The sequence below is a fragment of the Mangrovibacterium lignilyticum genome, assembly GCF_010882175.1.
Classification (GTDB): Bacteria; Bacteroidota; Bacteroidia; order Bacteroidales; family Prolixibacteraceae; genus Mangrovibacterium; species Mangrovibacterium lignilyticum.
Map to the genome: position 1 here is coordinate 850,852 of NZ_WKLH01000001.1, position 25,931 is coordinate 876,782.

The following is a 25,931-nucleotide window of genomic DNA, read 5'->3' on the forward strand; positions in this document are numbered from 1 at the left end:
AGTACAAAATGCTCCTCGAGCCCTCTGACATGGGGTCTTTGGAACTGATCTAACTATGATCTTTTAGTCTTACTCCTTCACTCTGAACCGGTATATTGAAGTCGTTTGGTATTGCTCCCCGGGATTCAATATGATTGACGAAAATTGCGGCTGATTTGGAGAATCGGGAAAATGCTGTGTTTCCAAAGCAAAAGATTCCCGGTAATCAAAATGCTTACCGTATTTGCCCACATCACTTCCGTCCATAAAGTTACCTCCGTAAAACTGCAAGCCGGGTTCCTCTGTAAAAACCTCCATTTGGCGCCCGCTATATGGTTCAACGACTGTTGCGGCCAGTGTCATTTTTCCGGCTTCCTCTTTATTCAAGACAAAGTTATGGTCGTAGCCCAATCCGTTTTGCAATTGCTCATTTTCATCTTGTTTCACCAGGTCCTGCCCTATGGGCTTTGCCGTTCTAAAATCGAAAGGCGTTCCTTTAACCGGAACATTTTCACCAAGAGGGATCAGTGTTGAATCCACCGGCGTATAATAATCGCCATAAATGGTTAGCAAATGATTGTTGATGGTCCCATTCGCTTCACCCGTCAGGTTGAAAAAGGCATGATTGGTTAAATTAACCGGAGTACTTTTGTCGGTCGTCGCATGGTAGTCAATCCGGACTTCATTTTTCGAAGTCAATGTATAAGTCACATCAACCTGAAGATTTCCGGGATAGCCCATTTCTCCATCCGGTGACAGATAGCTCAGGTTCAATGTTGAATCAGTAGCAGCGATAACATCCCACACCACATTGTGAAAACCTCCCGGTCCTCCATGCAAGTGATTGACACCATTATTTAACGGCAGGGTATATGCTGTTCCGTCGATGCTGAATTTTCCGTTTGCAATTCGGTTTCCCACCCGACCGATTAGGGCTCCATGAAAAACTTCCCTGGCATCCAGGTAACCATCAATACTGACAAAGCCGAGTACAACGTCGGCCAGCTCCCCGTTTTTACCGGGAACGACCAAACTCACAATTCGCCCGCCATAGTTGGTAATAGCGGCATGTAAGTCGCCATTTGCCAGAAAATATAAACCAACTTGTTTGCCGTTAATAGCCTTCTGAAAATTTTCAGCTTTCAAATTTGTCCATGGTTTTTCAACCGACTTGTTTGATTGGCAAGCAACAAAGCCAAGCACAACAGCAAACAACAAAAGAGAGAATTTCATTTTTTTATTGAATTTTGTGTCTATTACTCAAGCGTCAGGCTTTTAATCAAATCAACTTCTTCTTGTTTGTAAGGCGTTCCGTCCGGATGGAAAATTTCGTGGAACCAAAGCGGTGGTTCTGAGCCATCAGGAATCGGTTCATCCCAGGCATATTTGGTATTTGATTTTCCGGCTACCAAACCCCAGTTGATGGCGCCAATGTGTTCTTTGTGCAGAATAGGCATGATGTTGGTGAATAAGCTGTTGTTGCGGCGAGCCATATATTCGGTACAAACCATCGGACGACCGTATAATTTCAGTGTGTCGATTGCTGCCTGGTGTTTTTCCGGCCCTTCATAATTGTGGTAAGTAATCACGTCTGAATTTTCAACCTGAAACTTATTTAAATCAGACAACGACAGGTTCCAAACGCCTGCAGACATTGGTTGCGACGGACGTACTTCCCATCCCCATTCGAAGACTTTTTTCAGCAAAGGCATTGAGCGGTTCCGGTAGCCTGAGTTGCCAGGCTCGTTATACAGGTCCCAAATGGCAATGCGTTTGTCATCTTTAAAAGTGGTCAACACATCTTTCACGTAAGCTTCCAGTTCCACAACAAGCGTCGTATCCTCGTATTGTAATTCTCCCGGATCGCGCACCCATCCGGAGTTGTGGACTCCCGGTTTGGGTTCAGGTTGTTTCCCGGCTTTATAAGTTGGATTCCAGCAGTCGTCGAAAAACACGAAAATGGTTTTGATGCCGTGACTGTCGGCAATGTTCAGGTACTTGTTCATCCGCCCTTTGAAACCATCCTTATCAACTTCCCAGGCTACATGGTGCAAGTAAACTCGCATGCAATTCAGCCCGATATCTTCAGCCCATCCCAACTCCCGATTGATAGTTGCCGTATCGAATGTTTCAGCTTGCCATGTTTCCAACTGGTTAATTGCAATGCTTGGGTTGAAGTTACTTCCCCGAAGCCAACCATTTTCCTCCCCCCAGGCCTTCGCTTGTTCAGCTGTCCACCTATTCTTTTCTACCGCCTTTTTTTCTGTTTTTGACTGACAAGCAATCATCAACATCAAGGCAACCGCGATAACCGTATAAATTTTTCCGTTCATTTTCATTTCAGATTTATATTTTGCTTTTCACATAGTCATACAGTTAACGCTACTAAAATACTCACGCCTAAACCAGCAAAATTTCTAGTCATTTATACTTTCCTCAAGTTCAAGCTCTCCCGATGGACGAGGAATCTCCTTGCCTCCGGGAACGGCTGTTCCAAAATCGGGTGTTCCATCAGCCTTCCAACCAAAAGGTTGCATACGTATGTTACGTTCCCACCCGGGAGTCGTACTTTTCTTGGAATGATAGATTATCCAATCCTCTGTATTATCAGGAGACTTCACAAATGAGCAATGACCAACTCCGTAAACCTTATCGTTTCCCTCGAAGACAGGTCCGTGTTTTTGCCAGTTTGAAGGATCGAGCAAATTGCCGTTCGGATTGCTCAACTGCAACATTCCCTGGCGATATTCCACTAACCAAGATTCGCGACAGGAATAGATGATGAAGACCTGCCCGTTGTGAAGTAACGCCTCAGGCCCTTCATTCAGATTCAACGGACCGCCGGTCTCCCAGCTTTCTTCCGGTGAGGATAGTGACACCCGCGTCCCTTTCAAGGTCCAGGGATTTTCCATCTCCTGAATGAATAAGTGCTGCGGTGTCGCATCTGTATCCATCTGTTCCAGCCATCCCGACCAAACGGCATACAACTTCCCGTTGTGTTCAAACACAGTCATGTCAATTGCCCAAACGTTTGATGAAGGATCATCCGGGTTATCGCCGGTATAAAGCATACCCATATCTTCGTAGTTACTAAACGGATCATCGGTCTCGGAGCGCAATACGCCGGTTCGTTGGTGAATAAACGGAGGACCCGATACGCCCGCAGCGTAATAGACATACCAGTGTCCATCGACAAAATGGACCTCGGGAGCCCATACGCAGTTGCTGTTCCATCCCGATGCTGGCGCCCGCCAAATAGCCTTTCGTTCCCCTAATTGAGTCAGGAATTTCGAACGCGAAAGGATGATGCTGTTGCCTTGAGAATAACAATAAATGTATTCGTCACCCTGTTTCACCATCCACGGATCGGCGCCATCCCAAACCGGATTGGCAAAGGTTGTTCTTGCTTGCGTGTTTGTTTCACTGTCATCGACAGACTCGCTGCTACAAGCGAATGAAAGGGCCATCAATAACAAAACAGTTCCGATATATTTTTTCATTTTATGCAGGTTTTAATTCAGTTAGTCAAAGCAGGAAAAGCTGAAATTCGCAGACGGGCAGCCCCCATCGGAACCAGTATGATGTCTTCTTTTCTCTCGTTCGTTCTTACCGGATAAAGCGGCAACACATCCACCAATCCATATTGATCGATTCCCCATTGCGGAATTTTCTTCCCTTTCGCCTGAATTTCAATCGGTGTGTTTTCCGCAGAGAACGGGTAATTATCTGCCGGCCACGCTTTCTTTGCGACTTTCAACGAAGAACTCAAATCGTCATTGTCGAGCAACAAGCCATAGTTCCAGCCCGATTGTGGGTCTATTGTGAAAGCCGGCCATTTTTCAGGATCAGCATCTTTCTGCCATTTCGAATCGTTGATCGCAGAAGCAGTGCTGCTTATTTTTTCGTAATCCTCGTCAATCTTTAAGGAGAAGGTCAGTGGACCGTAATTCACAGATACACTGTTCTGATTTGCCTGCCAGGTACGGCTGCTCAGTTCCATCGGCAAGTTCAAAGTCAACTGGTCTCCATCTTTCCATTCACGATCAATCTTCAGGTACGCACTACCCTGTACTTCAACATCCAGTTTCTTGCCATTCAACTCAACCGATGCATTGTTGCACCAACCGGGAACACGCAAGTATAGCGGGAACTGAACCTTCGATTTCATATTCAAACTGAAACGGACTTGTTCTTCGAATGGGTAGTTTGTTTCTTCAGTCAACTTCACTTCTGTTCCATCGCCGACCTTCGCAGTTGTCTCACACGAATTGTACATCACCGCTGCCAATCCATTATCATTACTTGCCATCACCAGGTTTTGAATGTAATACGGAATCGCATGCCCGTGGTTGTGCTGGCAACACCGACTGCTAAAAGGATTCATCGTAAGGAAGGGTCCTTCATTGGCAATGCCCGGCGCATGGTTTTGATCGTCAGCAGTGACGCCATTGGGGCAAGTAATGTAGCGCAATGCTTTCATATCCGGAGTGAAGGCCGCCGGGAAACTGTTGAACAAAACATCCTCGCAGTTATCGGCCCACAACGGATCACCAGTTAGACGCATCAAGATTCCATCCGAAGTCATCTGCTCGGCAAAGCCGCAAGTTTCGGTTCCCTGTCGAGGATCGATGTAGCCCATTCGGGCATTTTCGTCCGAGCCAAACATGCCTCCCGGTACCTGTCCAAAGGTGCGGCGAATCAAATAATAGTCGTTATAGGTTGCCTGCAAATCGGTCGAATCGGCCGACTGCAAAAACCAGGTAGCGGGCTCGCGGAAGCATTCGGCAATGTTGACATTGTGCCAATTCGGCAAGGTAGACTTCTGCGTCCAGTCAGCGGTATTCCGGTGAATCTTTTCGGCCAGTTCAAGCAAAAACTGATCGCCCGTGATATTGTACAACCAATAAACACTATAGAGATTGTCGCCGCCACGGCTATTTTCCCAGTAGCTTGACAAAAATTGATCGTCGGGAACAGCCAATTCGAACTGAAAATACTTTTTCATGAAATCGAGCACACGAGCATCTTCTGTGTATTCGTAATAATTCTGCAGGGTAAACAAAACGATCATGTTCGACCAAAAATCGAGGTTTCCGTTGCCGGACCGTACTTCAGGTCCGATCCAACCACTTTCTTTTTGGCTTTTCAGAATAGCCTCAATCCAAACCATAGCTTCTTTTTTCATATCGGCATCGTCCAACATGAAAGCCATATCTGAATATCCGCGCAGCCAGTATGGAACCTCTTCCCAACCATGATCACCGCCTTCCGACAACCAGGCGTTATTATCTTTTTCAAGCCAAGCGCTAATCTCGCCTAAGTGACCGCACAGACCATCCTTTTGGAGTTCCATCATTTTCAATATCCAACCTTTGGGTTGAATATTTCCAAGGGGAAGTTTGATGAAATGTGCAGGTTGAAGAGGGGTCCGGTTACTCAAATAAAAATCGTTCTGCTGAGTAAGATCCGGTGTGGATACCTTAACATCTGTGCCTTTTTGCAGTGGACTACTCCACGAGAATTGCGCTAAAAAAATGGCAATTCCGGTTAAAATCAAGTTTATGGTTTTCATAGCCTAAATAGGTTTACAGATAGTATTACAGCTTTGTGTACCGCTTCACATTTGTGGATCCTGATGATAAATCGTCCATTTCTGAATATTGCTGTTGTTTTCCGGAGAAAGTATTATTGGTGTATTTACACCGCCTTTAGCATCGGATGGCGTTAGATAGAGATCAGTCCCCTTCAAACGAATCTGGTAGGTATCTTCTTCAACCTGAATGAATTCCCAGTCCTGACTTCTGTCATTTTTGTCAAGAGACTCCTGCTCTAAACGGGTGCCCTCACGTTGCTGTCCATCAGTCGGCGCAAACGTTTTGTTGGTGAATAGGTTTCGAAGCCGATAAGTTTCACCCATTACGTGCTGAAACTCCCAAGTCATACATTTCCAGTTGCGAGCAGGATAAGCAACTAATGGAGTCCCATCTTTGCTATTGGCATCTTTTATCCTCAGCAACAAACCTGTTTCCACATTTCTTATCGCCAGGGTGCCTTTTATATCCTGGCCATAGCCAGAAAGCATACACCCCATTAAAGCAACAATTATACAAACGGAACTAAACACTCGTCTCATATATTCTTGTCTTTGGATTATTATTCTTATGCGTTTTATCAAACAATCGAATTCTTCTGATTCGATCTTTTATTTTCAGAACAATTTCCACTTGCATGCTAAAGGTGAAATGTGTTCGCAGCACTCATTGCAAAGAACATGACGAATAACTGCAAACACATTTCATTTTATCTGCCTCTCCTGTCAATAATCTATTCCAGCAGTTTGATAAAATAGCCGCCAACTACCGAACGAGCCTGGAATCCAACCTGACGGGCATCCGGAGTTTCGTACCAGTCAGTCATTGGGACTCGATTGGGCGTTTCGGTCATAAACAGGTGCAACGGATCGATAAACTTCTGAAAAGTCTCTTTGTCTTTTGCCAGGGTAGCAGTCCAAATTACCCAATCTGACTTTGTATAAGTTCTGCGGTTGTCCAGTGGTAAACCGTACTTGTTTTGTTTGGTCAGGTAATAATCAATTTCGGTTTGTGCAACATCCGCTGGGAAGATTCCCAGGTTCAGTAATTTATCCCAAACCAGGTTGTATTTCTGGCTCCATGTTCCGGGCTGATCAAATGTCAGACGATAGTGATCTCCATCGTTGGCCATATCCACCCATTTGGCAGCCATATCTTTTGCTTCAGAGGTATATTTTTCAGCCACACCGTCTTTGCCGAGCATTTTTGCCAGTTTTCCGTAGCCGGCAATCCCCATAATGGCTTTCACGGACAAGTTCACGTTGTGTGCAAAGTGACCGGCAAAGTCATCGGTACACAGTTGGTTTTCCGGATCAAGTCCGTTCTCCAACAGGTAGTTTGCCCAAACAGTCAACACATCCCAATGTTTCGCCGCATAATCTGCATTTCCTTCCATTTCAGCAATTGCAGCAGTCAGGATCACCATGTTCCCGCATTCTTCTACAGGCATGTCGCCACCGTAGGTTTGACCGTTTGCCAGCGGGTAAGTTCCCACATCGTGCGCGGCAAAAGGTTTTGCCCACTGGCCACTTTCTGAATAATAGAAAATTGGATTAAGCATGCCTTTCAGCAGGTCTGGATTGTATTTCAGGAATAACGGTGCCGAAGGATAGGTGACATCAACGGTACCAATGGAGCCATTGCTGAAGTTCTCTTTAGAGAGGAACAAAATATTCCCCTCTTTGTCTTTCACCAATTTGTGGGCAGCTATAGACTGGCGATAAGCCAACACGCACAAATCAGCATAATTTTTTCCGCCTGCAGCGACTGTTTCGTCCCATAGCTGGTTGTCAAAATTCGCGCAACGCTCCAAAATTTGCTCCCGTTCAGCGGACGCGGCCTGCAAAACATCATTGATATTCTTTGCTCCGTTTTCAGTCCACCAGGCTTTCAGGTTATCGCCAAAATACTGGATCGATTCCAAATCATCGTAAGCAATCATCACATAACCATTGGAAGCATCGCCACTGACAGTTCCCATGTTTTCAACACAAACCATGGCCGGCATATTTTGGGTCATTTTTGCAGTCAACTCATTTTGAGATGATTCAACGATGCCGTTTTGGATAAAAGCCGTTTTGGCATCGAAGTAATTCCCCAATGCCAGGGTTGTATTTTCTGTCTTGTCGGCAGCCAGGTAAACATAGCCCCAATCAATCCGAATGTTATCACCTTTCTTTTGAAGGATTGGCTGTTCCGTTGTACCGGCCTTTACAAAACCAATGTTCCCGGTTTTACCTTTGGTAACCTGCACTTTCTGGCTCACTTCGTTAACGGCCCATTCGGGAGTAGTTTCAAAATAGATTTGCACATCGTGCTTTGCACCGTCATTCGAAGCCACCTGGTAGTTGATATAATTCACCGGGCGAGAAAGCAGATTCAGATCGTCTGACAACAGAGGCGATACAAACTGAAGATTCAGATTAACGGGTCCGCATGTAAATTTGTAACTGGTTTGTGTAGCCGAAAGTGCTACACTGTTTTGAACAGCTGTATCGGCAAAAATGTCTTTCTGATCGCTTTGCTGAAATAAACCAAAATCAACATAAGCGCCTCCGGTATGGTTGTGGCAATGGGCGGCAATTACATTTGTTCCGCCCTCATTCAATAGGGTGCGATCTATTTTCAGCAACACACTATTATGCCATTCGTAACCAGTGTTGACCAGTTCCGTGCCGTTCAGGTATAATTCAAAATTATCATCATGCGAATAAATCAGGTAAATGTCGCTGGCTGGTAAGTCGGCAGGCAGATCAAACGTTCTGCGTACCCAAATGTCTTTTGTTTCCCAAGGTGTATTCAGAGCTGGCATTCCGTCGGTACCAAAAGCTCCTTCTCCTGTCTTCCATTTTTTATCGTTAAAAGCAAGTTTCGCCCATCCCTTTAGGGGTTCAGCGAAGGTATATTGACCTTCCCAAGGCTCATAACTGGCCGAAGGTAAAACCGGCACCCAAGGCACATCAACTTTCCCCAGGAAACGGTACACTTCTCCATCAACACGGATTGCCCCAATTAACGAATGAGTTTTACCAGTCCAATGGCGAACAGGCGAGTCATACAAGTTGTCGCTTTCCGACCATGCACTCGTATACGGATCGATGGTAATAAGGGGATAAGCCGGTGCACGAAGTTCGGTCGTTATCGTCTGAACAACTGATTTTTGTGCTTTGGTGCACGACAGAGCTGTTGACAAAGCCAACAACAATAGAATGATTAACTGAAATTGTTTTTTTATAATCATGGCAAAATAGAACTGAAGTTGAATATGAATTGCTTTAAATTTTAAATAAAAAGGGCTATCCAGAACCTATAGAAGTTCGGATAGCCCTTCTATGTGTACCCTGAATTATAGATCTACTTTTTGTACCGGTGAGAAGATCATGTCTTCTACACCACTAATTTTTATACCGATTCGTGCATAAACATAATTTTGAGTTGGTGTCAGATCCGGGACCGTAACTGTCATGCTGATCGCATTTGGATCGGCTATATCTCCACCACCAATTTCAGCACTCACCACATTGGTTCTAAAATCAACAAACTGAGTTTTACCAACATACAAATTTACGCGTTCAATATCACGAGCACCTGCATCCGTAATAATCTTTTCGGCCTGGAAAGTACCAGTCACATTGCGGCCGCTGGCTGAGAACTGAGGATTACGAACCATATAATAAGGTTCAACTTCGATATCAAAATTGGTTGTACTTCCACTCAGGTTTATTAGGATCGTATCTGAACCGGTCTCTGAATTGATCAGATTTCGGAAAGGTCCCTGAGCTGCAGGGATGATCAATTTATAGGAAGAATCGAACAACAAGGCTGAGAAGGATCCGTCTTGGCCAATTGTAACATCAATCGAGTAATTTAATTCCCATCCGGGCTCCCATAGCTGGAAAAACACATCATTATAACTGACGTTGATTGGTTCTCCCTGGTAAACAATTCGTCCCTGGAAACTTGATCCGGGTTCATCGTAGTTATCGTAACCACAGGAAAAAAGGAAACCTGCTACGATAACCGATATAATTAGCAATCTTAATTTTATCATCTTCTTTTAGTTTTTTGGTTACTGGTTAGGGTTCTTCACAATCTGCGGATTGTTATTCCGGATATCATCGCCAATGTATGAATAGTAGTTACCCAAGCGGAAACGATCTGCTCCGGTTACCTCAACAGGCAAAACTTGCTGGAACACATATTTTCCATCGTTCGGACTACCTGGCTCGTAGTACTTGTAAGGCCACAAACCGTATACACGGGTGCTTACAGCGTCAGCTTTTCCCGGATCGGTTGTCAATGAAACAGCTTCGCCATTCCACACAACATGAGCCAATCTCCAACGTTTCATATCCCACAACTCGTGACCTTCAAAAGCCAACTCAACTTTACGTTCGTGAACGATCCGGTCAAAAGTTACATCAGAAGCCGTTAAGTCAATTGTGAACCCGGCACGACTGCGAACAACATTCAGGTAACCGGCTGCCTTACTGGGTTGTCCCAACTCGAAAGCTGCTTCAGCGGCGTTCAGGTAAACTTCACCCAACCGGTAACGTACCCACCAAACTTCACTGTTCAATCCACGCTGACCAGAACCGGTCGCTGGATCCATATACTTCCGGCAGTAAAAACCGCTTTGTGCCGAGAACTCTAAACTATTGATCGGACCATCCAAACCAACAACCTGTGCAACGGTGCCATCCGGCAATTCTTTACGTGCACCATAGGTATCACCGGTAATAATGCTTCCATCAGCAAGCATATACCCAGCCCAAATGTCCAAATCTTTTCCCTTGAACTTTGATCCCGGAATAATAACGGTTCCTTTCAAGCGGGCATCACGTCCGTCGAACATGTCAGCGGGGCTGTCAAAGTAAATATGATCTGCACCCGACATGGTTTGAAATGGCTCGAAAGTATTGTCTAGTTTTTCGAAAGATTGAACCAAATTCAGCGATGGGTTTAAACGTCCGCCCTCCAGGTCTTCAGCACCCGACCATGGTTGATTTTGGACTGTAAATGGCTGAACTTTCCCACTTTGCAATTTGAAATCTTTCACAAAAATGACTTCCTTATTATTCGCTTTCTTGACGAACAAATCAGCAAAGTTTTGAGACAAATCATCCGGATTTTCCTGGTATAGAGAATAAGTTCCGCTATTAATTAATTCTTCGGCTGCACTTAAGGCTTTGGTATAGTAAGCATCAGCCAGTGAAGCAGAAATACCAACCTCTCCGCCGGGTAAGGTTACTGTAGGTGTTGTAGCTCCGTATTTTGCAATGGAGGCCGCATAAAGGGCAACCCGAGACTCCATCGCAAGAACCAATCCGCGTGTTGCGCGTCCTTTCACGTTAACATCATTCGGAAGGTCATTTTTAATCTCGTCGAGTTCACTTAAAACAAAATCGTAAACTTCAGACTCTTTAGCTCGCGGATATTGCAGGTAAGTAGCATCACCACTAAAATCGTAGGTTAGTGGCTCCAAAATAAGCGGCACACCTCCCATTCGTTTTACCAACTCGAAGTACAGTGTAGCGCGGATAAAACGACCTTCACCTATAAAACGAGCTTTATCTGCGGGCTCCAAACCATCTGTTAGTTCTGACTCCGCCTTTTGAATAAACAGGTTCACCTCACGAATCAGATCATAGTTCCATAAGCCCCATTCGCCATATCCCCAATCATTGTTTTTATGGCGCCAGTAATCACCACTGGCTGATCCGAAGCCTTCATCAAAATCAACATAATTCCACCAGTTCTGGATGGTTTGGTATTCCGGAATCCGGTCATACAGATCTGCTACGATCGACAATATCAAAGCTTTATCATTCCAAACCTGACTATCAATCAAGATATTGGTCGGCTCTCTGTCCAAGAATGAGTCATCATTACAGCCCCAGCTCAGGGCAAATAACATGATTAGTATATAACTAAATTTTTTCATATTTTGTTTTCTCTTTTTTGATTAGAAAGAAAGGTTTACACCGACGTTCACCATCCTGTTTTGCGGATATTGCAAGCCATTTGGTTCCATTACTTCAGGCTCAACCCCTAACTTTTTCAGATTATCAATGGAGAACAAATTATAAGTATTTACATAGACACGAAGTTTTTCCATTCCGATTTTAGAGATGAGTGAGTTCGGCAGGGAATAACCAACCTCCAACGTACGCATTCTTAAATAGTAAGCATTCGTCAACCAGAAACTTGAGTTCTTATTGTAGTTACTGTGCCATCCGGTGTTATATCTCAAAGCAGGATATTTACCAGGAATCCATTCGCTGTTTAAATCAAAAGGATCTTCACGATGCCATCTGTCGTCGTAGAATTGTGCCAACAGGTTACCGGTATTCTGATAAGGCCAACGCATTTCCCAGTTTTGCGCATAGGAGTAGGCTGAACCACCGGAAAAGTCCGCTTTTAAATCGAAACCTTTGTATTGTGCGGCAAAGTTGAAACCAAAGTTTACAATTGGATTCTGGTCTCTTGGATAGCCAATCGGTCTGACATCATAACCATTAATCACACCGTCACCGTTGATATCTTTATAGATCAAGTCGCCAGGAATCATATCGCGGTTACCGTTACCGTCATTGTTTACCGTCCAACTGTTAATTTGATCAAATGACTCAAACTGACCTATGACTTCGTAGCCCCAATAGGTGCCGGTCCACCGGTCTTCTGAAGAGTTGCGGTAATAGTCCCAAGAATTACCAAAACGAGGTTTGTATGATTCAATAAATTTGTTGCGAGCCAGCGAGACATTACCTCCAACGGAGTATTGCAGATCGCCGAAATTTCCGTTGTAAGCCAGCGCAAATTCAGCCCCCAAAGTGGCGTCGCTGTTCACATTTTCGTCTGGTAAGGAGTAGCCCAATTCATTTGGCACCAAAATATCATACTTCCGTCCGCGTAGTCCTTCACGTTTCCTGTGGAAATAATCGACTGTTCCACTCAGCTTTCCACCCAGAAAAGAGAAATCAGCACCAACGTCGGTGATCTTACTGGTATACCAACCAATAGAAGTGATTGGCACTCCCCGGTCACGAGATCCTTTGACAACCGAACCATCAATAATAACGGTCGATGTGGCATAGTTGTACCCTGTCAGATAATCGAAGTTTCCGATACCAACATTATCGTCCCCAAGTTCACCATACGAAGCACGAATTTTCAAGTCAAAGCTGCTTTCTCCTATAAGCGATTTAGCAAAATTCTCCTCGGTAATTCTCCAACCGACGGAAGCTGACGGGAAAAATCCCCAACGCTTTTCAGGAGCAAACTTCCACGAAGCATCTTCACGACCGGCTACTTCCAAATAATATTTGTTGGCATAGTTGTAGTTGATGCGGCCAATATAACCGATACGTGCTGTTTCAACATCCGAATCATTATAGGTATCCATATCGGCAAACTGCAGCAACGGTAAGGCATTTGTTTTTGGAACCGAATGGACCCAAACATCCAAATCACGTCTTTCGATGCGTTCATTCACAAAAGTTGCAGCAACACTGTGGTCTCCGAATGTTCTGGCATAGTTTGCCTGAAGTTGAATGACATTTTCCAGCACCTTATGCGTACCGCGTTCCCGCCAGGGGTTTAAGTTGGCGAAAGTAACTTTGTACTCATCGGTTTCAGGATAGTAGGTATAGGCATCATAGGTATATTCGTGGCCATTCATCAAACGGTCGGCATAGTAGTATGAATACATTCCTTTCAGGCTTAATCCCTTAATCGGTGTTTCGTATTCACCGGTAAAATTCAACTGCATTACACGCCAGTCTTCAGTCCAATAACCGGAATTTTCCTTCGTCAGCAAGCCCCAGTTTTCTGCCATGTGCCCGATGTTGTTAATGTAATCGGGATTATCATTGGCAAAAGGACGTTCGGTGGGACGGTTACGAAACAAAGCAAAACGAGGAGCCCAATAGTCATCGCCCCCGGGGACACCTGGGTTATCGCGGGTTTCAATGCGGCCATTGATAGAAACACCTACTTTCAATCGATCGGTAATTTGTGCATCAACATTGGATTGAATATTTGTACGACCGAACGTAAACTCGCGCCCCAACATGGAATTCTGATCCAAGCGGGTAAATGACAGGTAATAATTAATTTTTTCAGATCCACCGGTTGTACTAACGTTAATTGAAGATTGTGGTGAATTTGGTTTGATGATAAAATCGTACCAATCGAAACTTTGGTAACCCGGTTCGGTTCCTTCTTTCCATTTAGCCAGCTCTTCTGGAGTAATATTTGTACTACCGCTCAGGTTCATTTCGGCATCAGCTTTACCAACCATCCACTCGTAGGCCCCCACCGTTTCCGGGAAACGGGTCCAGTTTTGCCAGCCCATGTAAGCATCAACACTAATGCGGTTCTTGGTACCAAGCTTTCCTCTTTTCGTTGTTACCACGACAACACCATTGGCAGCCCGAACACCGTAGATCGCTGCCGAGGCATCCTTCAATACTGTAATACTTTCAATATCGTTTGGTGAGATATTGTTAAACTGGCCGGCATCTTTTTGGATCCCGTCGATAACATACAGGGGATCACCCATGTTACGAATCTGAATATTTGCGCTGGCACCAGGGCGGCCGTCAGGCATACGGAACGTTACACCTGCAATCTTTCCGGCAAGCGCACTACTTACAGTTGTTGCATGCACGCGTTCCAAATCGTCAGACGAAATACCGGAAATGGCACCGGTTAATGACTCTTTCTTTTGAACCCCATAACCAATTGCGACAACTTCTTCCAGTCCAATGGAACTTTCAACCATCGAAATATTGAAGTCAGTTTGCCCCTCGATCGGTACCTCCATTGTTTCCATACCAACAAAGGAAAAAATCAAGACCGTTGCATTCGGTTTTAGTTTTAAATGGAAATATCCATCTGCATCGGTAACAGTCCCAATTGTAGTTCCCTTTACAACCACCGTCACACCGGGCAACACATCACCATCTTTATCTGTAACTTTCCCGGAGACAGCATCCACCTGTTGGCTATAACTCGGGTTGTCGTTTGTTGTGAGAACAATCAGGTTGTTGTCTAAAATTTTATATTGAATGTCGCTCCCTTCGAATAAATGCTCAAGAATAACCTCAACATTGTCATCTTTCACAGAAAAATCGACTCTTTTGTCAATATCAATTAAATCGTCATTAAAAAAGAACCGATAGTGACTTTGGTTTTCAATCATCGTAAATACTTCCCGAATACTTTTGCCCCGGTAGTCACCGTTGAACTTGGTATTCTGTGAGTAAACCGATGCATTTACCTGAAAAAGCAAAGTCAGAATAAATACGGCAGTTAGTTTCATCACAAGTAAAGTTTTTTTAAGCTTTCCCCTTGCCGGGAAAACAAATCCATTTAGATTTTTTTTCATACATTTGGTTTGTTAAATGATACACAATTAATGCTTGCATTAGTCGTCACACCATGCTGCATTGATTAAATTTAACTCGAACATTTATCGATTGAAGGGAGCGGATCGGCCAAATCTGTTCCCTTTTTCTTTTAGCATTTTCTTAGTTTCTCAGTCTTTCAAAATCTTTGTTAATTATTACTTTTTTACCATTTATCTCATAAGTTATCGGTGAGGACATTCTAATAACCTCCATAACCTGTTCTATGCTTTCATCTTCGAGCGTACCGGTAAACCGATAGCTTTCAATCTCCTTATTTTCAAGTTGAAATGTCACATTATACTTTCGTCCAAGCATCAACATCAAATCTTTGAAAACAACACTTTTAAAAACAAACCTATCATCTTTCCAGCTGGTATACAGCAGCGGATCATTGTTCGGACTAATGACCAATCGCGGCTGTCCGTTCTCCATTGCTGTCTTCCTGCTTTTATAAAAAGTGGCTTTAAATTTTGGGTTCAGATAGGTCTCTTTTGCGATATTTACTGTTCGGTGCTCCAACTCAACTTTCCCTTCAACCAATAGGGTTTCAATCGTTTCTTCGTCAGCATAAGCCTTCACGTTAAATTCGGTACCAACAGCCCGGACCTGAAAGCCAAAAGCATCCACGGTGAATGGTAATTCCTTATTCTTTGCGACCTCGAAATAACCTTCACCTTCCAACGACAAATCACGGTTTGACACATTAAATTGGGTTGAATATTTGAGCTTACTTCCGGCATTCAGCCACACAACTGAACTGTCGGGAAGAGTTACCCGAGAGATTGAGCCCAGTGGAGATACCACTTCACAATACGAAGGTTTTGCTTCAGGAACAGATCCCCGGGAACTAATGAAGTAGATCGCTGTGCCTCCAAGAACAAACGACACGACCACGGCAGCAGCCATCTGAATCCAATTTAAAGCTAACTGTCGTGTCTTACCTTTTTTAGCTGTCTCAGCCAATCTACGTTGCTTTTCTTCAATGCGTCGGTTCACTGTCTCGAACAGCTGTCCGCCGTCGAACGAGCCTGCAACCGGATAATCACCTTGCTCAAGCTCACCGATCATCTTGTCTCGAATAACAGAAGAAAGCTCTTCTCGTTCGAAAAAAGACTGCAAGTCATACAGTTCTTCCAGTGAGCAGCTCTGATTCCGGAACCGTTCAAGCAGGTCGTTAAATCTCCTTTCTATGTTCTTACTATTCTTCATTCGATCCTAATACAATCTAATTTGACTCACTACTCACACAATCTTTAACTTTTTTCAATCAAGCGACAATTGCATCCGATTGCTGTTATCGCATTATAGCAAATGTGCCAATAGCAACAGGGCGAAGAGATATTCTCCTTTCAGTTGTTCCTTTAGGAATTTTCCCGCCCGATAGATCTGATTTTCCACTGTCCGGATTGAAAGCCCCAGTTTTTCTGAAATCTCACTATTCGACAGCCCTTCTTGTCGGCTTAAGCTAAAAATGTTACGTTGTTGTTCCGGTAGTTTATTCATCAAACCCTCAATTCGTTCACCAAGCTCCTTATAATGGACTTGGGCTTCGGGACTCTCTGAAAAATCGTGATTGAAATTGTTGAGGTATTTTTCGTATTTCTGTCTAACAACCTGATGCTTGAGGTGATTCAACACTTTATTGACAGTCATGGTATACAGGAAACTTTTGAATGATTTTTCAAGATCTATTTCCGCTCGTTTTTCCCAGATTCGCAAAAACACATCCTGAACAATCTCCTCTGCCTCGCCCGTATTTTTGAGATATGAACAGGTAAAATGAAACAGGGTTTCGCTGTAGAAAACAAATATTTTCTGAAAAGCGACCATGTCGCCCCCCTTTAGGCGCAATACCATTTGTTGGTCAATATGTTCCGTTTTATTCGTCAAGTCAAGTCTATTCGTCAGTTTAGTTTAGCAAGTGTCAGTTTCAGCTCAAATTACGAAACTTTCAAACGCACAAAAAGAACGCTATTTTAGAAATAGATTCTTTTCCTGGTTCTCCTATTTTACGGTTCTTTTCATTCCAATTTCGCTAGTTCTTTATGATGTAATTCAACCTTGGAAATATTTACATATTCGCCTTGTTTTCCATGTGATGTCAAGCCCCAGCGAAAACCCATTCCCCAAGGAACATAGGACGAAGCATTAATTGAATCCGCAATCACATTCCAACGTTCGCCATCGTAAAATGAAAACCGCACCATGCAGCCATGATTAACTTCCATTTTCAAACTCACCAAGCTATTACCAGGAGGCGTTTGAACAGCATCATAGATGTTATTTTCGTCATCCAGCATTTTCCAAACCTGGATCATATTGTGATCAACCGAGATGCCGACTCCAGCTATGGGAGCTCCCATACCATTATTGGACGCTCCAATCAACGCGATCCCTCCTCCGGCATTCAAACCGGTGTCATCTATATCAACATCAGCAATTATTTCATAGTTATTGGATGTTGAAAACTGAACAAGCAAATTTCCAATGTCGTTATTTTGATTCGATGCCGCCAGCATCAGACCATTTTCGCTGGTTGAATAAGCCAAATTTTGGGTCGCACGCCATTGCCAAACCGGATTAAGTGCTTCTGAAAAATCGTCTGAGAAATCCAGTTCCTCAACCGGGCGATTAATCTGTGTATTATTTTTTAACAGAGGCCATCCATCTTCGGTCCAGTCAACTTTTGCAAGAATTCCTTCACGCCCCAGAAAATCTCCCCCATTAGTTCGAAATGCATGATATAAAAAATAGTAATCTCCCTCGACTTCGATTACTGTTCCGGTACCGGGACACTTCCAAAATTCATTATTTGTCAAAATCGGGTTTGCATCGTACTTCTCCCATGGCCCCATCAGCTTTTTTGAACGAGCGACCCCAATTTTATAGTCACAATTCATTTCGCAACAATTACCAGCAGAATAAAACATGTAAAAATAGTCGCCTTTACGAAACAAAGCGGGCCCATCCAAAGCTACACGTTCCCAATCGCAATCATTTCGAATCAGTTCTTTTCGGGGACCGACCATTCTTGTCCGGTTTTCCGAAATTGGCTGTGCAAAGAACACTGTAGGGAGATTCTCCCTAAAAGCTTCCCGCCAAATCAGAAACAAATTTCCATTTTCATCGCGCATCTCGAAACCATCAACAGAGCCCCTTTCAGACAAGTCCAACGGTCCTAAATCGTTAAACGGACCTTCAGGCGTGTCAGCACTGGCAACAGCCATTGTCAACATACCGGATTCCTTTTCACTACAGGTATAATAAACAAACAGCTTATCTTGATTTTCATCATACACTAACTCAGGAGCCCAAAAATTATTCTCGGCCCATTCAGGAGCACCGCTTGGAAAAACATAGGAAATCAGTTCCCAATTCAATAAATCGGCCGACTTATAAATTGGGAATAAGGGCGACCACTCATTACTTGTAGCAGAGGCGTAATAATAGTTCCCGATTTGCACAACGGTTGGATTGGGACGATCGCCCGGCAACACAGGATTCATTATCGACGACTCCTGAATTTCAGACTTGCTCAAATTGCAACTGGCAAGACTCAATAAAATCGTCATCAGAAACAGCATATGATATAGACTGCGCATCTTCATGGGGTAATTTTTGCTCTTTCTATCGTTGTTTTATCTGTTATCATTTCATCAAACGCAAAAGACATTTTGCAAGCTAAACATTCTTACCCAAAAGTTCTACATGCTTTATGGTAGGTGCTTGCTTACTATTCTGCCTGCAGCGCTGAAGACTCTCTTGTCCATAAATACACCATGACGATCCAAATTACTCACAAACCTGGCAACTTTTTTAAACTATCAGTTTTTACACCCAACCAAATGAGTAATCTGACAGCAAAAATTGTATTAAACAGGCAGGAGGAAATGACCTGTGCAATGATTCTAATTGGTAACAAAAAAACAGATTAAACATGAAAAGATCAGCATTTGCTTTGTTTCTAAGTTTGATTTCAACAAGTAGTTTTGCCCAATGGCAACCTGCCGGTGAAAAGATCAAAACGAAATGGGCTGACGAGATTGATGTAAACAATGTATTGCCGGAATACCCGCGTCCTTTGATTGAGCGAGAAGCCTGGAAGAACCTGAACGGGTTATGGGATTATGCCATTTTACCGGTCGGCGAATTCGAACCGACAGCATTTGACGGCCAGATACTTGTTCCGTTCGCCGTTGAATCGAGTCTTTCGGGGGTACAAAAACGAATTGATGAAAACCAGGAATTGTGGTACAAACGCAGTTTCACCATTCCTTCAAACTGGAAAGGGGAAAACATCATCATACATTTTGGTGCTGTTGATTGGAAAACCGAAGTGTTTGTGAATGATATCAAAATCGGTTCGCACCAAGGTGGATTCACGCCATTTTCATTTGACGTGACCGCCTACCTAAATAAATCCGGTGAGCAAAAGTTGGTTGTCAAAGTTTGGGATCCGTCGGACAAAGGATACCAGCCACGTGGCAAACAAACCAGTAACCCGGAAGGTATTTGGTACACCCCGGTAAGCGGTATTTGGCAAACTGTTTGGATGGAACCGGTTTCTCAAAAATACATCACAGCGATTCGCCCCACTGCCGACATCGATCATGGCAGATTAACACTGGAACTGGGAACTTCGGGAACTTCACAAGGCGATTATTATAAAGTTGACGTTTATGACGGTGGAAAAACAGTCGCTTCGACAAAGGCCGCTGCTGACGAAAAAGCAACGATAGCGCTTAAAGATGCCAAACTTTGGAGCCCTGATTCTCCCTTCCTCTACGACCTGAAAGTTGCACTAATCAGCAATGGTAAAATTGTCGATGAAGTAAGCAGCTATGTTGCTATGCGGGAAGTATCAACTAAGCGCGATGAAAACGGCATTGTCCGCCTTCAACTAAACAACCACGATTTATTCCAGTTCGGCCCGCTAGACCAGGGTTGGTGGCCCGATGGATTGTATACCGCACCAACTGATGAAGCGTTGAAATATGACATTGAGAAAACCAAAGCATGGGGATTTAACATGATCCGAAAACACGTAAAGGTTGAACCGGCACGTTGGTACACACACTGCGACCAACTGGGAATTTTGGTTTGGCAGGACATGCCAAGCGGAGACCGTTCTCCTCAATGGCAACCACGGAACTATTTCAACGGCAATGAACGAATAAGAAGTGCTGAATCGGAAGCGAATTACAGAGCTGAATGGAAAGGAATTATGGACTACTTATACGCCAATCCGTCGGTGGTTTGCTGGGTTCCGTTTAACGAAGCCTGGGGGCAATTCAAAACGAAAGAAATCGTTGAATGGACAAAAAACTATGACCCAAGTCGGTTGGTCAATCCGGCCAGCGGCGGGAACCACTATCAAGTTGGCGACATGCTGGATTTACACCACTATCCAGGGCCCAACCTGTTTCTATACGACGCCCAACGAGCGACTGTTTTAGGCGAGTATGGTGGAATCGGCCTGGCGCTGGATAATCATCTTTGGACACCGGATCGTAACTGGGGCTATGTACAATTTAAGACCTCTGATGAAGTAACCAACCAATACGTAGAATATGGGGAAAAACTTCTTAAGTTGATTAAATCCGGCTTCTCCGCTGCCGTGTATACACAAACAACCGATGTTGAAGTTGAGGTAAACGGATTGATGACTTACGACCGCAAAGTCATCAAAATTGACGAGAAACGGGTTGCTGAAATCAACCGAAAAATCTGTAAGTCTCTGGATAAAAAATAAAGTCGCAGTTTATCCTATAAACAAAGAAGGATTCAAATTAAATTGAATCCTTCTTTTTATGTTGTAACTCGATTTTTAGTTCGATGCCGTATCAGCAGGACTCATCAAAACCTCAACGGTTGTTGGGTTATTCAGAACTTGTTTCGCAAGCTTTGAAACTTTCTCGGGCGTAACACTTTCGACTAACGCTTTATAAGCTTCTCCGCTGTATATTTTATCTCCTGTTTGCAGATAGTCCATAATATCGCGAAGCCAGAAGCGGTTTGTCTTTGCCCCTTGCTCACGCAGACTCAGTAGCGAAGCTTTCACTTCGTTAAATTCTTTCATGTCAATCTTACCTTCCTTCAAAGCTTCTATTTCCTGGAAAACAACTTCCATGATTCTATCTGACTTTTCCGGGTTTGTATCGAAGCTAATCGTAACTCCGAAACGTTCTTCCGGCAATGTTGAATAACCGGCACTGGCACTAACACCGTAACTTCCACCTTCTTGTTCTCGCACAGTTACCAGGTAACGTTTCGATAACAGTTGACCAATATAGTACATGGTCAACTTGGTATCTTCCTGTTTCGCCAATTCACCCGAAAGCTTCAGATATACGCTTGTTTTTGGCGTGTTCATTGGGCGAATTACATTTCGCTCGGTTTTGCCTTCTTTGGGATTTAATTGGTGGTCTACATAAGATTCCTGTTTCCCGGTACTTGGGATATTACCAATGTATGTTTGAATGGCCGGCAACATGCTTTCATCTACATTTCCAACAAAAACGAATGTAAAATCTGATCCATTCGAGAAACGCTCCTTGAAAATCTCACCCGCACGATTCATATCCAAAGCGTCGATGTATGACTGATTCATCAACAAAGTACGTGGATTGTAGTTTGAAGAAACCAGAGCGATCGTATCGCGCATCGCTTTACTGTTATCTGCAGCTGCATTTTTAAGGTATGCTTCGTATTGATTAATGATGTTGTTGTAGGCATTCTCATCAACACGAGGCTGGGTAAAATACAAATAGATCAGTTGTGTTAAGGTCTCAAAATCGTTCTGGTTGGTTGATCCGCTAAATCCCTCACTAAGTGAACTGATTGATGGTTGAATGCTTATTATTTTGCCCGACAATCTCTTGCTCAGATCAGTCGCTTTGAAATCTCCCAAACCAGACGATTCAACCAGGTCAACTGCCAGATCAGCAGAGGCCAAATCGGCCTGATCAACCAACGATGATCCTCCCCAGCTATAAGCAGACAACAAAATTTCATCTTTCGCCAAATCAGTTGGGTAAAGAACAACACGTGCACCGTTATTCAACACATATCCGGTAGCTCCTTCCAAGCCTTCAACAGCGAACGTCTCACTCACAGGAGCAGGTTTCAAATCTGCAGCCACCAATGGTTTCCCTGCATCCTCCTCCGCGTAAGGATCCAATTCCATCGCGTTTACTTCCGCCATCACTTTTTCAAAATCAGCAATACCCGGATATACATTTTCTTCTGTTTCAGGTCCGGTTACGGTAATCATCCTGTTCTTCCCTGCCTGAATTTCTTTGATTGCTGCATTGACATCTTCCAAAGTAATCCCCTCTAAAAGTGACTTTTGCATTTCAACCTCTGCTTCAGGAGCCATAAACGGATCCGCAGTCAAAAAGTAGCTATATAATTGACTAGCCCAACTGTTGTTCTCCACCTTATCGATGTTGGCGAGAAAGTTCTCGTACTGGCTTACTGTGTTTTGCTTGGCCCGGTCAAGCTCCGATTTAGTAAAACCAAACCGGTAAGCACGTTGCCATTCGGTATAAACCTCACGGAACCCGTTCATTTCCTGTCCCGGTTTTGGTGCTAGGAATAGCACAAAATTGCGTTGCAAACGAGTTGCATCCGTGTAAAGCGATTGTGCGCCTAAAACATCGGTTTGGTTGTTTTGAATGTATTCATTCAAGCGATTATTCACCATTGAAAACACCAGCGAATTCACTCGTTGATCTCTCAGATATTTTTCATCCTTTACCAAAGGCTTGTCTGAAGTTTCGTAGTACATAATTCGCACGTACTTCTCTTCTTTGTCGGTTGCCAGACAAAAGTAGGTATCATCGTGATCAGGGATACGTTCATAATCGCGTTCTGCACGGTCTTTTTTCAATGGTATTTCAGCGAAAATTGCTTTTACTTTTTTCTCCATCTCCAAGGGGTCTATATCACCAACGATAACAACCGCCTGTAAGTCGGGACGATACCACTTATTATAATAATCACGCAATTCCTGATATTGGAAGTTGTTTACAATATCGATGTCGCCTATTGGCATCCGATCGGCATACTTAGACCCTTTAAACGTTGTTTGAGACGTTTGCTCATAAATGCGGGTTGATGCATTTCTGCGTGTACGCCACTCTTCGCGAATGACACCACGTTCTGCATCAATCTCGTCATCTTCCAATGATAGTGCTCCCGACCAGTCATGCAACACATACAAACATGAGTCAAGCAACCATGGCTCTTCATTTGTCGGAACGTTACTCAGGTTGTAAACGGTTTCGTCGAATGCGGTATAAGCATTGATATCAGCACCAAAACGAACACCGTACTTTTGAAGCATATCCAAAAATCCTTTACCGGCAAAATGGGCTGTACCGTTAAATGCCATATGTTCCAGAAAGTGTGCCAACCCTTTCTGACTATCGTTTTCGAGTATCGATCCTACGTTTTGTGGGAAATAAAAACTTACCCGATCTTTCGGGAATTCATTATGCATGATGTAGTAATGCATTTTATTGGGCAAAACGCCACTAACGACCTTTTCATTCAACGGAATGGTTGTGCTCATTTGAGCAGACACACCTAAAGTGAATGAAAGTAATAATAGAAAAAGAAAGGTAAAACGAGTCAAATTCATTTTAAATAATTTATTTTCAACATACTTTAATTACCAAGCTGCGAAACATATTTGTTTCCTACCAAAGATAGGTCTTTCCGGTAAGGCAATCGTTACACCGGAATATGTAAATAAATCTTAATTCTTTCTTGTTATTCGGTTTCGCACCTGTTTCTCCACTGTTTTTATGGTTTTCCGATCCGGCAGGAGATCACCCTGAGAATTTAAAATTCTGCCAATGTTTTTTTAAATTGAACAGAATTCGAAAACTAGGATGATTTTGCTTAATTTCAGTTCCTTAAAACCGCAATCCTTTTCTAAAAAAATTATCTTTGGCACGCACAAAAAAATAACACGATTGACAAATTTTATTGACTAGTTAAAAGAATGAGAAAATGGCGAATTGAGGATACCGAAGAACTCTACAACATTAATGGTTGGGGGATCAATTATTTTTCGATCAACGAAAATGGTAATGTGGTAGTAACACCTCAAAAAGATGGATCTCAGGTTGATTTGAAAGAATTGATCGATGAATTGCAATTGCGCGATGTAGCGCTGCCGGTCTTAATCCGTTTTCCGGATATTTTGAACAGTCGCATCGAGAAGATGACCAACTGTTTCAAAATTGCCGCCAAAGAATACGACTACCAGGCCAACAGCTACCTGATTTACCCGATCAAGGTCAACCAGATGCGCCCGGTTGTTGAAGAAATTGTCAGTCATGGCCAAAAATTTAATATTGGTCTTGAGGCTGGATCTAAACCTGAACTTCATGCTGTTATTGCAATCAATACCGACAGCGATTCCTTGATCATTTGTAATGGATACAAAGATGAAGACTATGTTGAGCTGGCTTTGTTGGCTCAAAAAATGGGACGCCGCATTTACATCGTAATTGAGAAGTTAAACGAACTTAAACTGATTGCTAAAATTGCCAAGCGCTTAAAAATAAAGCCGAATCTTGGCATCCGTATTAAGCTGGCAAGCAGCGGTAGCGGCAAGTGGGAAAGCTCAGGTGGAGACGGCAGTAAGTTCGGGCTAACTTCGAGCGAGATTCTGGAAGCGTTGGATTTCCTGGAAACCAACAACTTGAAAGATTGCCTAAAATTGGTTCATTTTCATATTGGCAGCCAAGTCAATAAAATTCGTCGCATTAAAATCGCCCTGCGAGAGGCTTCTCAGTTTTACGTACAATTGGCCAAACTCGGTTTTGCTGTTGAGTTTGTAGACATTGGTGGCGGCTTAGGCGTCGATTACGACGGAACGCGTTCTGCCAATCGTGAAAGCAGTGTTAATTACAGCATTCAGGAGTACGTGAACGATGCCATATCTTCCATCGTTGATGTTAGCAATAAAAACGGTATTCCGCACCCAAACATTATTACAGAATCAGGGCGTTCATTAACAGCGCACCATTCCGTTTTAATTTTTGAAGTACTGGAGTCTGCCTCATTGCCAAGTTGGGATGAAGACGCAGAATTAGCAGAAGGAGCCCATGAGTTGGTGAAGGAATTGCACGAATTATGGGACAACCTGAACCAACCCCGCATGTTGGAAGCCTGGCACGATGCCCAGCAAATCAGAGAAGAATCATTAGACCGCTTTAGCCTGGGATTACTGGATCTGAAAACCCGCGCCCAGATTGAGCGTCTTTTTTGGTCTGTTGCACGCGACATCAACAAAATGGTGAGCAAAATGCGCCATTATCCGGAAGAGCTGAGTTCATTATCGAAACTACTTTCTGATAAGTACTTCTGTAATTTCTCTTTATTCCAGTCGCTACCCGACAGTTGGGCCATCGATCAACTGTTCCCGATTATGCCGATTCACCGGTTGGATGAAAAACCAACTTGCTCGGCAACCTTGCAGGATATTACCTGCGACTCGGACGGTAAAATCGATAATTTCATCTCAACCCGAAACATATCGTACGCTTTGCCGGTGCATTCACTGAAAGCCAAAGAGCCCTATTACATTGGAGCTTTTCTGGTTGGAGCTTACCAAGAGATTTTGGGCGACTTGCACAACTTGTTTGGCGACACCAATGCCGTTCACGTTTCGGTGGATGAAAAAGGCTACAACATCGATCAGGTGATTGACGGCGAAACAGTAGCAGAAGTACTGGACTACGTTCAGTATAATCCGAAAAAGATGGTTCGCATGGTCGAAACCTGGGTGACAACTTCTGTAAAATCCGGCAAAATTTCGGCCGAAGAAGGAAAAGAATTCTTGTCGAACTACCGGTCAGGCCTGTACGGATACACTTACCTCGAATAAAAGATAAGCTTATATATTGCAAAAGGTCATTCAACTCGAATGGCC

General features: G+C 43.6%; 15 protein-coding genes. 2 read left to right on the top strand and 13 right to left on the bottom strand.

Annotation, left to right across the window (positions count from 1 at the left end):
• Window positions 1-69 precede the first annotated feature (69 nt).
• From GJV22_RS03435 to GJV22_RS03490, 12 genes are all read right to left on the bottom strand, one after another.
• Window positions 70-1,212 carry an aldose epimerase family protein gene (locus GJV22_RS03435; protein WP_163708728.1) on the bottom strand — a complete coding sequence of 381 codons (1,143 nt, stop codon included), beginning with the start codon at window positions 1,210-1,212 and terminating at the stop codon, window positions 70-72.
• 23 nt (window positions 1,213-1,235) lie between these two features.
• Window positions 1,236-2,312, bottom strand: coding sequence for a glycoside hydrolase 5 family protein (locus tag GJV22_RS03440; protein WP_205461732.1), 1,077 nt, complete (start codon window positions 2,310-2,312; stop codon window positions 1,236-1,238).
• Window positions 2,313-2,396: 84 nt separating this feature from the next.
• A complete protein-coding gene (locus tag GJV22_RS03445) occupies window positions 2,397-3,479 on the bottom strand; it encodes a glycoside hydrolase family 43 protein (RefSeq protein WP_205461733.1) in 1,083 nt (360 codons plus the stop codon).
• A gap of 17 nt (window positions 3,480-3,496) precedes the next feature.
• Window positions 3,497-5,551 (bottom strand): beta-L-arabinofuranosidase domain-containing protein, encoded by a 2,055-nt coding sequence (locus GJV22_RS03450; RefSeq protein ID WP_163708730.1) that lies wholly within the window; start codon window positions 5,549-5,551, stop codon window positions 3,497-3,499.
• 45 nt (window positions 5,552-5,596) lie between these two features.
• Window positions 5,597-6,112 (bottom strand): RICIN domain-containing protein, encoded by a 516-nt coding sequence (locus tag GJV22_RS03455; RefSeq protein WP_205461734.1) that lies wholly within the window; start codon window positions 6,110-6,112, stop codon window positions 5,597-5,599.
• A 191-nt stretch (window positions 6,113-6,303) separates the two neighbouring features.
• Complete coding sequence (locus GJV22_RS03460; RefSeq protein WP_163708732.1) at window positions 6,304-8,811, bottom strand: glutaminase family protein; 2,508 nt, start codon at window positions 8,809-8,811, stop codon at window positions 6,304-6,306.
• Between the two features lie 105 nt (window positions 8,812-8,916).
• Window positions 8,917-9,621 (bottom strand): DUF3823 domain-containing protein, encoded by a 705-nt coding sequence (locus GJV22_RS03465; RefSeq protein WP_163708734.1) that lies wholly within the window; start codon window positions 9,619-9,621, stop codon window positions 8,917-8,919.
• Window positions 9,622-9,639: 18 nt separating this feature from the next.
• Window positions 9,640-11,514 (bottom strand): RagB/SusD family nutrient uptake outer membrane protein, encoded by a 1,875-nt coding sequence (locus GJV22_RS03470; protein WP_163708738.1) that lies wholly within the window; start codon window positions 11,512-11,514, stop codon window positions 9,640-9,642.
• Window positions 11,515-11,535: 21 nt separating this feature from the next.
• Window positions 11,536-14,895, bottom strand: a complete 3,360-nt coding sequence (locus tag GJV22_RS03475) for a TonB-dependent receptor (RefSeq protein ID WP_163708742.1) — start codon at window positions 14,893-14,895, stop codon at window positions 11,536-11,538.
• Window positions 14,896-15,103: 208 nt separating this feature from the next.
• A complete protein-coding gene (locus GJV22_RS03480; RefSeq protein WP_163708745.1) occupies window positions 15,104-16,192 on the bottom strand; it encodes a FecR family protein in 1,089 nt (362 codons plus the stop codon).
• A 93-nt stretch (window positions 16,193-16,285) separates the two neighbouring features.
• Window positions 16,286-16,873 (bottom strand): RNA polymerase sigma factor, encoded by a 588-nt coding sequence (locus tag GJV22_RS03485; RefSeq protein ID WP_163708748.1) that lies wholly within the window; start codon window positions 16,871-16,873, stop codon window positions 16,286-16,288.
• Between the two features lie 131 nt (window positions 16,874-17,004).
• Window positions 17,005-18,591, bottom strand: a complete 1,587-nt coding sequence (locus GJV22_RS03490; protein ID WP_163708750.1) for a family 43 glycosylhydrolase — start codon at window positions 18,589-18,591, stop codon at window positions 17,005-17,007.
• 329 nt (window positions 18,592-18,920) lie between these two features.
• Between GJV22_RS03490 and GJV22_RS03495 the strand changes: the two genes are divergently transcribed.
• On the top strand, window positions 18,921-20,735 hold the full coding sequence (locus GJV22_RS03495) for a glycoside hydrolase family 2 protein (RefSeq protein WP_163708753.1): 1,815 nt from the start codon (window positions 18,921-18,923) through the stop codon (window positions 20,733-20,735).
• A 75-nt stretch (window positions 20,736-20,810) separates the two neighbouring features.
• Here GJV22_RS03495 and GJV22_RS03500 read toward each other — a convergent pair whose 3' ends face one another.
• A complete protein-coding gene (locus GJV22_RS03500; RefSeq protein WP_163708756.1) occupies window positions 20,811-23,627 on the bottom strand; it encodes a M16 family metallopeptidase in 2,817 nt (938 codons plus the stop codon).
• A gap of 366 nt (window positions 23,628-23,993) precedes the next feature.
• Between GJV22_RS03500 and speA the strand changes: the two genes are divergently transcribed.
• Window positions 23,994-25,886, top strand: coding sequence for a biosynthetic arginine decarboxylase (speA, locus tag GJV22_RS03505; protein WP_163708759.1), 1,893 nt, complete (start codon window positions 23,994-23,996; stop codon window positions 25,884-25,886).
• Window positions 25,887-25,931: the final 45 nt, after the last annotated feature.

Coding starts and splice junctions, on each gene's coding strand:
- GJV22_RS03445 (WP_205461733.1), bottom strand. CDS start 3,479: ATGAAAAAATATATCGGAACTGTTTTGTTATTGATGGCCCTTTCATTC.
- GJV22_RS03495 (WP_163708753.1), top strand. CDS start 18,921: ATGAAAAGATCAGCATTTGCTTTGTTTCTAAGTTTGATTTCAACAAGT.
- GJV22_RS03465 (WP_163708734.1), bottom strand. CDS start 9,621: ATGATAAAATTAAGATTGCTAATTATATCGGTTATCGTAGCAGGTTTC.
- GJV22_RS03475 (WP_163708742.1), bottom strand. CDS start 14,895: ATGAAACTAACTGCCGTATTTATTCTGACTTTGCTTTTTCAGGTAAAT.
- GJV22_RS03450 (WP_163708730.1), bottom strand. CDS start 5,551: ATGAAAACCATAAACTTGATTTTAACCGGAATTGCCATTTTTTTAGCG.
- GJV22_RS03440 (WP_205461732.1), bottom strand. CDS start 2,312: ATGAACGGAAAAATTTATACGGTTATCGCGGTTGCCTTGATGTTGATG.
- GJV22_RS03460 (WP_163708732.1), bottom strand. CDS start 8,811: ATGATTATAAAAAAACAATTTCAGTTAATCATTCTATTGTTGTTGGCT.
- speA (WP_163708759.1), top strand. CDS start 23,994: ATGAGAAAATGGCGAATTGAGGATACCGAAGAACTCTACAACATTAAT.
- GJV22_RS03500 (WP_163708756.1), bottom strand. CDS start 23,627: ATGAATTTGACTCGTTTTACCTTTCTTTTTCTATTATTACTTTCATTC.
- GJV22_RS03455 (WP_205461734.1), bottom strand. CDS start 6,112: ATGAGACGAGTGTTTAGTTCCGTTTGTATAATTGTTGCTTTAATGGGG.
- GJV22_RS03490 (WP_163708750.1), bottom strand. CDS start 18,591: ATGAAGATGCGCAGTCTATATCATATGCTGTTTCTGATGACGATTTTA.
- GJV22_RS03435 (WP_163708728.1), bottom strand. CDS start 1,212: ATGAAATTCTCTCTTTTGTTGTTTGCTGTTGTGCTTGGCTTTGTTGCT.
- GJV22_RS03470 (WP_163708738.1), bottom strand. CDS start 11,514: ATGAAAAAATTTAGTTATATACTAATCATGTTATTTGCCCTGAGCTGG.
- GJV22_RS03480 (WP_163708745.1), bottom strand. CDS start 16,192: ATGAAGAATAGTAAGAACATAGAAAGGAGATTTAACGACCTGCTTGAA.